This is a genomic window from Glaciecola sp. 33A (assembly GCF_002836745.1).
Classification (GTDB): Bacteria; Pseudomonadota; Gammaproteobacteria; order Enterobacterales; family Alteromonadaceae; genus Glaciecola.
The window spans coordinates 39,715-53,338 of sequence record NZ_PJAR01000036.1 but is presented as its reverse complement, the minus strand read 5'-3'; the positions used below and the strand labels follow the sequence as shown (position 1 = coordinate 53,338).

Below are 13,624 nucleotides of genomic sequence, written 5' to 3'. Positions count from 1 at the left end.
TCTGTGATGGCTGAATTGCTTGCTTTAAGAATGAGCGACATATTATTAGAAAATGACTTTCCATACACAATCATTCAATTTATTTACACCTAGAAAGAGAATTTACATTTTGAGTAAAAATTACATCAGCTCACAATCATTGTTAGAAGACAGTTTTCGTCTTGCGTCTAAAGTTTTTAATGATGGATTTCGTCCTGATTTTATTATCGGAATTTGGCGCGGTGGCGCTCCAATAGGTATTGCAGTGCAGGAATTCTTTGAATATAAGAACACACCCACAGACCATATTGCGGTCAGAACGTCTTCGTATTACGGTATTAACCAGCAGTCAAAAGAAATTAAAGTACATGGTCTGCATTACCTCATTGAAAACGCTAATGCGAGTGACCGTTTGTTAATTGTAGATGATGTTTTCGATTCTGGACGCAGCGTAGAGGCATTGATTAAACAAATTGAAGTACTGATGCGGTTAAATACACCTAAAGAAATCAGAATCGCTACGCCTTGGTATAAACCAGGTAATAACAAAACCGGCGTCGTACCTCACTATTACATCAACGAAAGCGACGAATGGTTGGTCTTTCCGCATGAACTCGCAGGCTTGAGTAAAGATGAAATAAAACAAGGTAAGTCGGAATTAGCAAATATCCTAGATATCATTTTTGATTAAAAGCTGAACGACGATGATGTATATATACTATTGTCGTTCTTGTTTTTATTTAAGGTCAATATAATAGCTACTTTCCATCGATATAAAACTTATCATGGAAGGTATACACCCACTCTGGCTTGTTCACTACCAAAGAGGTTATTGTGAAGCCATTAAAGAAGGCCTCTGAAAATAACAGTAGGGGGATTAACAACACGTAGTTCTGGAAAATAACGTCCCAGCCCAAATTAGTATCTAGTTGAAAGTAGCCTGCCATCGCAATAATCTTCAATGAAACTGTGATTGCCCCAGGGAAAAAAGCGCAGATAAAAATGTAAACAAATACGTTTCGGGGCAACTTATGAAATGACCAACTAAAAATGGCATAGGTGACGGATATTGGAAGTAATGTGCCTAACAACCAGTTAATTCCGAGCATAGAAAACTTTTCATAGCCGACAACGGTAATTCCTAACAACACAACACTGGACGATATCATCGCCCATCTGAATCCTAAGATGAGAGCAAGTGATGTCAACCAAATAAAGTGGACCTGCAGTTCATCGACAATACCGACACGAAAAATCCAAAGTACGAATACGGCAGCGCTAGCACCAAAAAAACGGTGTTGAAAAGCACTGTCATCGACTAACTGTCTGAGGTTAGTGTTTTTAATAATGATAGCTAGCCCTAAAAAGCTAGCTATGGCTCCTATTATTTGTAGTTCAGTCATGCTTACTCTGAATAGGTTGCGTAGTTGGTCGCGTGATCGATAGCGTGTTCGGACGGCAGTTGGTCATAAATACTTGCAACTGATTATGGTGAGTGCGAAGGCCATTAATATTGAAAGAAACAATTTTCATTTTGTTATTATTCTCGTTAATCATTGGGAATTTATGAGTTAATGCCTATATTATACGTTTATTAGGTTAATATTCATTGAGTATTTTAAAATTAATCAAATCAGCTAAAGGGTTTACGTGTTCAAAAATCAATTCCCATTTTTTACTAACAAACCTGAACAGGTCTATTTAGACAGTGCTGCAACCACGCAAAAACACCAATCGGTTATTCAAGCGGTAAACGACTATCATTGTTTGTCTAGTGCTACGGTTCATCGCGGTGCTTACGCAATTGCAAATGAAGCGACCTTGCTTTATGAACAAGCCCGCGATTCAACCGCGCAACTTATAAATAGCCCAACTGTTGAGCAAATTGTGTTTAACAGTGGTGCAACTGAATCAATCAATACCATTGCCTCAGGCTTACAACCGCATATGATAAATGGACGTAAAATATTGATATTGGCCAGTGAGCACCACGCAAACATTCTGCCTTGGCAACAATTGTCAAAAAGGCTTGGGCTAAGTATTGAAGTGGTCAACCTGTCAGCACAGGGCCAATTTACTCAGTCAGAATATGACGCGTTTGTAAAACAACTCGACACCAATGTTGCTATTTTAGCAATGGCGCATGTCTCAAATGCATTAGGTAACATTTATCCGGTAGAAGATATATGTCGTTTGGCAAGGCAACAACGCATATTGACCGTTATCGATGGTACTCAAGCTATTGCTCATATACCCGTGGATGTTGAAAATATGGGCTGTGATTTTTATGTGTTTAGTGGTCACAAGATGTATGCTCCGACCGGTGTCGGCGTAATGTACGGCAAAAGAGACTGGTTGGATGATTTACTCCCACTACGATTAGGCGGAGAAATGATAACCCGCGTATCATTTACAGACGCTGAATACCAAATGTCACCTTTAAAATTTGAAGGTGGAACACCTAATGTTGCAGGCGTTATTGGCCTTGGTGCGGCGGCTAAATTTTTAAAGGCAAATATACTTGCCATCCAGCAGCATGAAATTAGTTTATTTAAATTACTTAGTCGCGGTTTAGAAAAGCGAAAAGGTATTCGCTTGTTTGGCAATGTCTGCGCATGTGTACAACATAATCCTGAGCAACTAGGTCACCCTAATGCTAATTTAGCGCTGGGTCATTCGATAGGTTTGCATTCATTCATTTTTAATAACCATCATTTATATGATGCAGCCGCTCTACTATATCAAAAGAACATTGCGCTTAGAGTCGGACATCATTGTGCCATGCCATTGATGAATGTATTAAATATAGCGGGGACCATGCGAGTCTCTATTGGTTGTTATACCGATAAACAAGACATTCAGCGTTTTTTGCATGCACTGGATACTACACTCGCTGAGTTAGATGAAAACGCAGATTGTCTGGTGGCACTAAAACCTAAGCAACAAGTCAACTCGCATTGCGATGAAGTATTACCAATTGCATTTAACATCAAACAAGCACGAGGGTGGGATAATCAATATCGTCAACTACTACTCGCAAGTAAGGCCCTTGATAGCTTGCCTGTTGAAATGCGTACAAGTGAGTATGTGGTGTTTGGGTGTGAGTCTGCGTTATGGATTGCTTACTATAACGACCAATTATGTGCCTACTCGCAAAGTAAAATCATTCGCGGCATTCTTGCCCTTCTCATTGAAAAAGTGACGCAGCTGACTGTAACGTTAGCAGGCAACCGTGTCAGTGATCAAGACAATATGGATGCTGCCTGTTTCGATTATTTTGCCTATTTGACAGCGCTAAACCTAACGCCGTTTTTTAGTGTTGGCAGACGAGATGGTATACAAAATGCGATTTCAGCAATAAAAGCCAAGTTGGTAAAAGGCGATAATTAGTCCTAACAATATTTAACTCTAACGCTCGGTTTAGTAAAAAATTAAAGACTAGGCTGGTTAATTTAAATATGCAACAACGGTCACAACAAATATAAAACCTAATAAAACCGCGCCGGGGTGAGTGCCAGAATTTTCAGATTCAATGCTAATAATATACGCTTTTATTTTAACGTAAGTCTTGCCTAAGCTATATTTTTTTACATTAGAAGCGTTTTTATGATGGCCTAATTTCGCCGTTGCTACTTTTATGCGAGCACTCACATCTTCTAGTAATACCACAATATCTCCAGCTGGAATTTCATAGTGTTGCAGGCGTGTTTTTCTAATAATTAGGTACAAAAGCACCGCTAATATAAGAGGGAGTAAAGGCAGTACTAATGTAGAGAACGAGAACTCTTTTAGCCAAAATAGTCTTGATTCAGGCAGCACGTATATGAACACGACGCTACTGACAAATAACAATGCAAAGGACACGCATCGCCAGATATCGAGTTTGGCATGTTGCACATCAGTGGCACTGTTCCATAAAACATCCAAAAACCGCAGCATTAATAAACTAGTACCAACGGTCGACAGCAGTAATAAAGTAGGCAGCATAGCAAGCTCATTAAACGAGCCCTTTAATGCGCTTTTAGCTATCGCACCGCTTGAAAACGGCAATCCAATAATGGCAAATACCGGCACCATAACGCAAATAACGGCAAGTATTCTAAGATTACGTTTTGCTGCAAGCGAGGGAATAAAATCAACACATAAAAACAGTGTTGCTTTCACAATACCATGATGAAAGGCAAATAAAACAAGTGCCGGTAGCACCGCCGGCCAAAGCTCTGGATATTTTAAACCTACGCCAACCCCGGCAATAACAATACCCATTTGACTGATTGTAGAATATGCCAGTACTGACTTAGCGTTCTTTTGCAGTAAGCCCACAAGTGCAGCTAGAAAAGTACCGCTGAAACCAAGATAAATTAAGCCAGTACCTATACTCGATATAGCTGTATCTCCAAGCGGCAAAAATCGTACCCAACCAATAAGGCCTGCTTTTACCATTACGCCACTTAACAATGCGCTTGCGGGCACTGGCGCGGCTGGGTGAGCTCGAGGAAGCCAAACATGGAAAGGTATTAAGCCAAGTTTTACGCCAAAGCCGGCAACTAAAAACAGTGTTACCCAGTAGGCTTGTGTGGTTGAGCTTGCGGCTTCGCTTATAGCGCCGCTGCTGTAGGCAAGGCCGGTTAAGCCCGCAAATAATATGACCTCGCCAATAACCACCCATTGTACGTAGGTTTTAGCTGCTTTTCTTGCTGCGTCATCTGCAGTATGAATAACCAAGCCATATGAGGATAGGCTCATTAAGGTAAAGAAGGTAATAAAACCAAATAAGTCTTGCGCTAAGATCAGGCCAAAATTACCACACATGGCAAGTAAGAAAAACAAACAGTATTGCACTTTGTTTGCCTTGTCTTTCATATATCCTACGCTATATAATCCGGCTGCAAACCACACTAAAGCCGCGAGTATCAAGAAGATTTTATTGGTGTCATCCATGCTCATGATGCTGCCAAAAAATAGTTCAGATAATGTATTGGTGCCGCTAGGCTCTAGCAAGAGGCTGGTAAGCAAAACCGGCGCTGCTGCAAGGGGTAACAGGATTAAGCATCTTTGGCGGATCCAGCGAATGGCCAGTGCGGCGCTCGCCAGCAGAGGCAAAAGAACGCTCCACCAAAGCGCGGGTTGCAGCAGTGCAGTTTGTTGCGCAACAAGCACAAATTCTGAACCATACTCACGCGCAGCGACGAATTTGGCCCAGTACAAGGGACTTAGAGAAGAACCCGCAAATACCCCGGCTAATAACGCCAACAAAGCCGTAACCGCAGGCGGTAAAATAAGCATCCAGTGTGCTTCAAAAAATCCTTTAGGTTTCGCCTTAGGGCTTTCACCGTTTGGCCACTGTGACTTGGCAGGAAGAAACCATGCCGCATAAAGAATGGGTAAAAAGTAGATTGCGTTTAATAGGCTACTTATGGCGAGTACCGCAATAATCCAGTAGGCGTCTACCTCTATAGCGCCGACGCCCAAATACCATTTGGACACAAAGCCGGCGGCGGGTGGCAGACCAATCATACCGAGGGCTGCAAAACTGAAGGCTGTCATGGTTACTGGCATTCTGCGGCCAGCGCCATTGAGGTCACTAATTTTGTTGATGCCTAAGGTTTCAGCCAAGTTACCGGCACAGAAAAACATGGTGATTTTCATAAGGCCTTGATGCACCAAATGTACAATACCGCCAATAGTTGCAATAGGACCTGCTATTGCGGTTCCCAAGGCAATATACGAAACTTGGCTAACCGTGGAATAGGCAAGCCGTTTTTTTAAATCATTTTGCGCAATTGCGCGAACAGAGGCATAAATAATTGTTGCAGCGGCAATGATGGCCAAACCGAGGGTGAGTCCCAGTTCGCGTGAAAACTCGATACCGTATACATCGTAAACCACTCTTACAATGCCAAATACCCCCGCTTTTACAACGGCTACTGCATGCAACAGCGCGCTTACTGGCGCCGGAGCTGCCATAGCGACTGGCAGCCATCCATGTAAAGGAATAAGGGCAGCTTTGACTCCTAGGCCAGCAATCAGCAGCACAAAAATAATGCGCAGGTTATTTTCGTTAATATTTGGCATTTGCTCAAGTACGCCCGTGGCGTCAAAATCGAGCGGGCCAGCAATACTTTTTAGCCACACTACGCCTGCCAGAAGCACAGCACCGCCAATCATGGTATAAATTAGGTAAGTGCGCCCGGCACGCATAGAGGCGGCGTTACCTTTATGCATGACTAAGGGGTAAGTAACTAAGGTGAGTAACTCATAAAAAATCAAGAAGGTAATGAGATTACCCGCTAGTGCGACCCCCATTGTCGCGCTTACGCAAAATCCAAAGAACCCAAAAAAGCGACTACGATTGGCTGACTCTTCCAAGTAACCAATCGCGTAAATGGTGGTGAAAAACCATAATACCGCCGAAAGGCTAACAAACAACAGCGAGAGAGCATCTGCTTTTAACACCAAATCCATATTCGGCAGCAGGGTAAAACGAGTCTCAAATACTTCTCCTTGATAAACGCCTACCAGCATAATGACAACAAGCGTCACGCACAGCAGCGCGCCAAATATATTCAAGCTTGTGCGTAACTTATTAGCATGCTCGTTTACGCGTAAAATTAGAATACCTGAAACCATTGCGCTCAATACGATGATTAAAGGTAATGTACTTTGCCAGATCATTGCGCTACTCCTGCCAAGTTTTGGCCTGTGAAACCTTGCCCTGTAGTTTCATACACCAAGGTACCGCTAACGTCTAATAGCCACTGGGCATTGAAACCAAGGACGACAGTAAGTAGAGCCAGTGCAAGCGCGCAAAGCGGCATGATCGGAGATATTTTGCTAACTATATTAGCCTTATTAAAGGTGTCATCATCTTTAGTAAAGGCTAAGTTTAAAAATTTAAATACATAAGCCGCGGCAAGTAAACCGCCACTTAAAATAACAATGACCCACCACCATTGCCCTGTGGTTATTGAGTTGCTTAGCAGCAGCCACTTAGCAATAAAGCCTGCGCTTGGGGGTAAGCCAATTAAACTGGCTCCCGCAATCCCAAAAGTGAATATACTGAGAGGGCAGTGGCGAACCAAGCCTTTGAGTTGTTTAATATTGTCATGCCCAGCAATACGCATAATATTGCCGGCTGCCAAGAACATGGCTGATTTAGCTGTAGCGTGAGCTACAATTAAGTAGGTGATTGCGCCCATAGCTGCACCTTCAAACGCATTTGTTTGCGAGTTACCCACCATGAGTGGAAATAACAGAAATAGATAGCCAATTTGAGCAACCGTGGAGTACGCTACCATCACTTTTAAACGACTTGCAAAAAGCGCGTGAACAGAGCCCCATAATATCGCACCGGCCCCAAAAACGCCGAGAATAATCAATCCAGCGTCACTTGCTGCTGGTGCGAGCGTATCTAGCCAAAACCGGGCAATTAAGTAGAACGAGCCTTTAACCACTAAAGCCGATAGCACTGCACTAACCGGCGCTGATGCACCTCCGTGCGCCGCAGGTAGCCAAAAGTGCAGTGGAAATAAAGCGGTTTTCAAACACAAACCAACCGTAATAAGCATCAATGCTGCTGTACTGCTGGCAGAATCACTGGTTATATTAGCAAGTTGAGCCAGGTCGAGCGTGCCGTATTCTCGGTAAAGTAACGCAACTGCAAGCAGGTAGCATAGTGATCCCAAAAGACTGACCAACAAGTACCGAAGCGCAGCGATTAATGCAGGCCGACTATTTTCAATTGCAATTAAGGCGACAGCAGCAAGACCTATTAACTCAAATGCGACGTAAATATTAAATATATCACTTGATAAAAATAAGGCATTCAGGCCCGCTATTAACAGCCACCACAGTGGCCAGAAGCGTAAAGCTTTATCGCTTGATGAAAAGTAAACGCTGCTGTAAACGCTAAGCACAAAAACCAGTAGGCAGGTAAGTGCCGTCATCAATGCGGTAAAGCCAGACACCTCAAGTTCGATGCCTAATGGCTGCCCCCAACCTGCAAACGCGTATCGCAATATACCGGCTTCGTACGTATTAATAGCGAGCAAAGTACTGGCTGATAATATCAGTAGTGCAGCGGCGCTAATAATGCTGATAGCAACACATACACGAATGTTGTTTACCAGCAGACAGCATACGCTAACTGCGAGAGGCAGCAGAATAAATGCAGGTAAGAGAGCAGTTATATCATCCATATCTATTGACTTTTCTCTAACGATTCTGAGTCTTGTATTTTTTTAACCAAAAAGAGAGCGAGTGCTGTTCCTGCAACAGCCACTACAATACCAGTTAATACCATGGCATGAGGAACGGGGTCGGCGTCAAGATTCGCGCGCTTAGCGCTGGACACCAACAGCATAAAAACGCCGACCCCCATGACGTTTATGGCAAGTATTTTACGGAAAATATGCGGTACGATAATCAAACCCAGTAAGCCTATACCAAATAGTGCGATCCCTGACGCGCTATACATGATTTCTGGTGTGAGTTGGCTAAGTATCATGATTAAAGTCCTCTTGTGTTCCCGCTACGGCTAAATACAGCAATAACAGAGTGGTGGCTATAGAGACCGTTGCGGCAGTTTCAATAAATAAGATAATGCTACTGGCATATTTTACTGGGTATTCTAAAAACTGACCAGTCTGCAACGCTACGGCAAAGCCTGATAAGATAAAAATGCAGAGCCCAATGCTGAGCAATACGCGAAACGCAAAACTGTGCATATTTACCTGATATTGAACGTTGGTAAAAATTAAAATACCCGCCCCAGCAATTAGCGCACCCGCTTGAAATGCGCCGCCCGGAGAATAAGCGCCGGTCCAGAGCATGTAGCCGCCCATTATAATAAGGGTAGGGGTCAAAAATCGAAGAAGGCTAGACATAATAATGCCGGCATTTGCCGATTGTTGAACTCTTATAAGTGAATGAGACTCAGACACAGTCGCCTGCGGTAACATCACAATAGCCACAATTAGTAACACGGCAATTTCTAATAATGTGTCATAACTTCTAAAATTAAGTAACACGGCAGTAACCGGATTCTCAACGCCACTTTTATTAAGCATGCTTGACACTGCCTGTTGCAAGCCTTCGTTGTGCCTTTGAGTGCTTATTAAAGCAGCCACCAATAAAGTGCATAAGGCCAATACCAATGACCCACACAGCAAGGCCATCGGAGTTGATAAACGTCCTTTTTCTGGTTCATTACTGGCATCTTCTTTGAACACTATTTTTTTAAACATCCTGTTCTCCCGACTCGTTTTCTGCCGATGTTTTTTTTGCTTTGGTTTTTTTTAAACCTCGTCGACTAGATAATAGTAAAGCGCCAGTTAAACCTGCACCAATTGCAGCCTCTGCTATGGCAACGTCCCAAGCGTCAAGCCTTATCCACATTAGCGTGACAAATAGGCCCATACATACGAAGCATGTAATCGCTTTGAGCAAATCGTGACTAAACAAGCATAGCCACGCCATGGTGAGTGAACCGCTTATTAAAAATATGTCCAGTAGAAAACTAAAGCTCATTATTGACCCCTTTGTTTTGTAAATCACTAGGTAGCTTGTTGGCAGCGCTGCCAATATTAGCAATGAGGAAACATGAAGCGGCACCTGACAGCATCACAATAAACCAAATAAACAGTAGCTGAACAGCATCAAATATAGAGCTTACTTGGGGCAAAATGCCAAGCACAATCAAACCAAGTCCTAAGTTGTCGGCCTTGGTTAGTGCATGCAGTCGACTAATGGCATCTGGGAAGCGTAAAAGCCCAATAGTGCCGGCAATAAAAAAAATAAGTCCGCCGCTGGTCATCACGATGGTGTAGATATCAACAATGTTCATTTTGACCCCCTCCTACTTTTCACAAACACAATTAAGGTAAGCGGTGCCAAAAGCGCCAACACTAACGCTAAATTTAAAAGCGTTGCTTGTTGTTGCACCACAGCCAGTAGGATCGTTAAAGCAACTCCCGCGGTCCCAAATAACTGACAGGCAAGCATTCTATCGGATTCGCTAGGGCCAATAATGACTCTAATTAAGCCCACTAGCAGCGTGAGTGTTAACAACATGGCAATTATAGTGAGATAAACAATCATTTTTCACCTCCTGTTGTGCTGAGCGGATCATAATTAACAAAAATTCTGCTTAACCGTTGTTCACAATCCCGCAAACCATCCTCGCTATATTCATTTATATCGAGGATATGAATACGTATGATTTGCCCGTTAATGTTTGCGGTTAACGAACCGGGCATAAGACTAATAATGTGCATAAACAGTATTTTTTCCCTGCGTGAGCCTAGAAACGTCTCAAACTCTATAAAGTCGGCTGGCGCTGCGCGCGAGCTAAGCGCAAGCGATGCCGTTTGGTAGCCTCCTTTAAGAGACTGCCAGGCAAAGAAAGGTAAAAACTTAAGTAAACCGACAATGCTAAAGCTCGTGGTGTTTTCTGATTTTTGAGTATTATTCCGATATAAGGTGATACTCAACCAAGCAGCAAAAGGCACTACTATTATACCAATAAGCCACGAACTAAATGTACTCTCCACCAAACTCCACCAAAGCACACCAAAGAGAAGGGTTTTCAGAAATATTTCTTTATAACGCGACCGCCCTTTAACGCGACTAGCTTTATTATGATTTAACACGTGAGCCTCCGGTTAACGCCTTTGTGACGTGCTTTGCTTGCTTTTTAACCGCCAGTGCTTTTCGGCGCCTACAATAACGGAGATAAGGGCACCACAGGCGAACACACGGCTCCATGAATAGAAATCTATTGGGGCAGAGCCAAACCATGCGTTCATTATTGGCAAATAGGTAAACAAGCCCTGAAGTACTGCCATAATGAATATCCCAAACCAGACCCAAGGGTTGCTAAATAAACCCACTGAGAAAACAGAGCGCTCAAGTGAACGACAGTTCAGTAAATAGAAGGCCTCGCCGACCACAAACATCGCAACTGCGACTGTTCGCGCCTGATCTTCGCTTGCACCTAGACTCAACTCTAATTCATAAAGACCAAATGCAGTGATGCATAATAATGATGACACCAGCACAATACGCCATATTAATATACTGTCGATAATAGGCGCATTTGGAATATTAGGTGGGCGCAGCATAATACCTTCCTCTTTTGGTTCAAAAGCAAGCATTAAGCCCAAGAAAATAGCTGTCGTCATATTTATCCAAAGAATATGCACCGGTAACAGCGGTAGCGACACTCCTAAAATAACCGCAACGAGAATGACTAAGCCTTCCCCTCCGTTGGTGGGTAACGTCCATACGATGAACTTTTTTAAGTTATCAAAAACGCCTCTTCCTTCTTCTACAGCGTCTCTTACGGTTGCAAAGTTGTCATCAATAAGCATCATGTCGGCCGCATCGCGCGCCACTTCCGTGCCGTTTAAGGCCATGGCAACGCCAATGTCGGCGCGCCTCAATGCCGGTGCATCATTTACACCATCGCCGGTCATTGCAACCACTTGATCTTGCGCCTGTAGGGCCTTTACAAGTTGCAATTTATTTTCGGGAGTAACCCGAGCAAATACTTTGAATTTTAGTGCGGCTTCCATCAGTTCGTCTTGCGTGAGTAGGGCCAACTCTTGGCCAGTGATAGTGGCATTGCCGCTAGCGTTGTTCAAAATAGTTAGCTGATGAGCGATGCTAGTCGCCGTCAAAGCATGGTCGCCAGTGATCATTTTCACATCAATGCCAGCAAGATGGCAGGCTTTTACAGCCTCTACTGCCTCAGGACGAGGGGGGTCTATCATCGCTTGCAATCCCAGAAACTCTAAATTTTGAGCTAGAAATTCGTGGCTAATACTGCTGGTATTTGAGTCAACTCTTTTGCGCGCGAAGGCCAGCACACGCAAGCCCCGACTGGCCATCTCTTGCACCTGGTGGTGAATAAGCGCAGTGGTAAGCTCTATCTGTTCACCACTATGGTCAAGCATATTAATACATTTTGGTAAAACACTCTCAATAGAGCCTTTCATGTAAACAACATTACCTTCTTCTTCAGCATTTAAAATTGCCATGTACTGATATTCTGATTGAAAAGGGATTATGTCTAAACGATTCTGCGTAAGGTGGCTTTCATTAATGTCCGCCTTGGCGGCCGAAACAATTAAAGCGGCTTCTGTAGGGTCGCCAGTAATTGTCCACTGTTGATGCGGCTTTTTTAGCGCAGGATCAGGAGCGTTAAGTTGCGAATCATTGCATAAAAAACCCGCTTTTAAGGTCATGAATCCGGCTGAAACAGTCGGCAAAGTCACCACCTTATCGCCTTCACTAAATTCTCCGAGTGGATCATAACCACTTCCGCTAGCGCTAAAACTGCGGCCGCCTGCCCATATATCAGTAACCGTCATTTGATTTTTAGTAAGGGTACCCGTTTTGTCGGAACAAATTACGGTGGTACTGCCTAAAGTCTCAACCGCAGGCAAGTTGCGTATTACGGCGCGTTTTTTTGCCATTCGAGATACACCAATTGCCAGCATAATAGTCACAGCTGCGGGCAGGCCCTCTGGGATAGCACCTACGGCAAGTGCAACCGCTGCCATAAAAGTATCAACCAGCGGTCTGCCGTGGAGCCAGCCAATAAATATGGTGAGGGCCGCTAGTCCAAGAATGGCATAAAGCAACACATGGCTGAAACTCGTAATTCGTTTGGTAAGAGGGGTATCAAGGGTTTTCGTGGTGGCTATCATTCCAGAAATTTTACCTATTTCCGTATTATCACCTATGTGAACAACAACACCTATGCCGGTGCCGTAGGTCACTAGCGTAGAAGAGAAGGCCATATTACGTCTATCGCCTAATAGGCAGTTTTCAGATAACGTGGATACGTCTTTCTCTGTCGCTAACGATTCGCCAGTTAGCGACGATTCATCAATTTTTAAGTCGCGTATTTTGATTAAGCGAAGATCTGCAGGTGTTTTATCGCCTGCCTGCAATACGACAACATCGCCTAGCACGAGTTCTTCCGCCAATATTTCTTGACGTTTGCCTGCGCGTATTACCGTTGTTTTTGTCTTTACCGACTTAGAAAGTGAATTTATTGCATTTAGGGCCTTCGATTCTTGCACAAAACCAATAATGGAGTTAACCAAAACCACCGCAAATATAACGGCCGAATCAACAAACTCTTGCAGCAATAAGGTAACCGCACATGCCGCTAGTAAAATGTAAACAAGCGGTTGATTAAACTGCAGTAAAAAACGTTTGAGCGGACCGGTACCTTTATGCTCAGTAATTTTGTTGCGACCGAAGCGCTCTCGTCTTTCAATAATTTCATCTGAACTAAGACCCTCTTTAACGTTCGTAACTAACGAAGACGCCACGCTATCCGTACTTTGGTCGTGCCATGTAGACTTGAGTTTCATTGTTATCTCCAAATTAACAGATACTAATATAGGTATGTCAGCGGTTTAATATAGCCACTAATTGTTCAAAACAAAAGTCGATTTAAAATCATTAATAGATCGTAAAAACCGATGCTTTTATTTATAAAGTCAATAAAATACGAGTTTTATTGTTTTTATTTTTATCTTTATTTGCCGTGGATAGTAGTGGCAAGCTGATTTATCAAGGGAGGAGATATTGCAACTCATTATTTAACAGAGTTTTTAGCAATCTGAATTTA

General features: G+C 43.2%; 12 protein-coding genes. 2 read left to right on the top strand and 10 right to left on the bottom strand.

Translation table 11 applies throughout. From position 1 onward, the window contains the following. The first annotated feature begins 109 nt into the window (after positions 1-109). Positions 110-670 (top strand): phosphoribosyltransferase, encoded by a 561-nt coding sequence (locus tag CXF81_RS07455; protein ID WP_101180738.1) that lies wholly within the window; start codon positions 110-112, stop codon positions 668-670. Between the two features lie 67 nt (positions 671-737). Here CXF81_RS07455 and CXF81_RS07450 read toward each other — a convergent pair whose 3' ends face one another. Continuing rightward, the gene (locus CXF81_RS07450; protein WP_101180736.1) at positions 738-1,382 is read right to left on the bottom strand and encodes an energy-coupling factor ABC transporter permease; all 645 of its coding nucleotides are present in this window, start codon (positions 1,380-1,382) and stop codon (positions 738-740) included. Between the two features lie 247 nt (positions 1,383-1,629). On the opposite strand from CXF81_RS07450, the gene CXF81_RS07445 reads away from it, so the two are divergent. After that, positions 1,630-3,369 carry an aminotransferase class V-fold PLP-dependent enzyme gene (locus tag CXF81_RS07445; protein WP_101180734.1) on the top strand — a complete coding sequence of 580 codons (1,740 nt, stop codon included), beginning with the start codon at positions 1,630-1,632 and terminating at the stop codon, positions 3,367-3,369. A 57-nt stretch (positions 3,370-3,426) separates the two neighbouring features. On the opposite strand, the gene CXF81_RS07440 is transcribed toward CXF81_RS07445, so the two are convergent. The 9 genes from CXF81_RS07440 to CXF81_RS07400 are packed head-to-tail and all read right to left on the bottom strand — an operon-like array spanning position 3,427 to position 13,364. Further along, entirely contained in the window at positions 3,427-6,654 is a 3,228-nt protein-coding gene (locus CXF81_RS07440) for a complex I subunit 5 family protein (protein WP_101180731.1), read from the bottom strand. Beyond that, positions 6,651-8,177 (bottom strand): complex I subunit 5 family protein, encoded by a 1,527-nt coding sequence (locus CXF81_RS07435; RefSeq protein ID WP_101180730.1) that lies wholly within the window; start codon positions 8,175-8,177, stop codon positions 6,651-6,653. The genes CXF81_RS07440 and CXF81_RS07435 overlap by 4 nt, the downstream gene beginning before the upstream one ends. A gap of 2 nt (positions 8,178-8,179) precedes the next feature. Next, positions 8,180-8,485 carry an NADH-quinone oxidoreductase subunit K gene (locus CXF81_RS07430; RefSeq protein WP_232771834.1) on the bottom strand — a complete coding sequence of 102 codons (306 nt, stop codon included), beginning with the start codon at positions 8,483-8,485 and terminating at the stop codon, positions 8,180-8,182. Next, entirely contained in the window at positions 8,475-9,224 is a 750-nt protein-coding gene (gene mbhE, locus CXF81_RS07425) for a hydrogen gas-evolving membrane-bound hydrogenase subunit E (protein ID WP_101180729.1), read from the bottom strand. Before mbhE ends, CXF81_RS07430 begins: the two co-directional genes overlap by 11 nt. Then, positions 9,217-9,507, bottom strand: a complete 291-nt coding sequence (locus tag CXF81_RS07420; RefSeq protein WP_101180727.1) for a hydrogenase subunit MbhD domain-containing protein — start codon at positions 9,505-9,507, stop codon at positions 9,217-9,219. The genes mbhE and CXF81_RS07420 overlap by 8 nt, the downstream gene beginning before the upstream one ends. Next, on the bottom strand, positions 9,497-9,823 hold the full coding sequence (locus tag CXF81_RS07415; RefSeq protein WP_101180726.1) for a monovalent cation/H(+) antiporter subunit G: 327 nt from the start codon (positions 9,821-9,823) through the stop codon (positions 9,497-9,499). Before CXF81_RS07415 ends, CXF81_RS07420 begins: the two co-directional genes overlap by 11 nt. Beyond that, positions 9,820-10,077 carry a monovalent cation/H+ antiporter complex subunit F gene (locus CXF81_RS07410; protein WP_101180724.1) on the bottom strand — a complete coding sequence of 86 codons (258 nt, stop codon included), beginning with the start codon at positions 10,075-10,077 and terminating at the stop codon, positions 9,820-9,822. Before CXF81_RS07410 ends, CXF81_RS07415 begins: the two co-directional genes overlap by 4 nt. Next, a complete protein-coding gene (locus CXF81_RS07405; protein ID WP_101180723.1) occupies positions 10,074-10,628 on the bottom strand; it encodes a Na+/H+ antiporter subunit E in 555 nt (184 codons plus the stop codon). The genes CXF81_RS07410 and CXF81_RS07405 overlap by 4 nt, the downstream gene beginning before the upstream one ends. A 12-nt stretch (positions 10,629-10,640) precedes the next feature. Further along, complete coding sequence (locus CXF81_RS07400) at positions 10,641-13,364, bottom strand: cation-transporting P-type ATPase (protein WP_101180722.1); 2,724 nt, start codon at positions 13,362-13,364, stop codon at positions 10,641-10,643. Between the last annotated feature and the right edge of the window lie 260 nt (positions 13,365-13,624).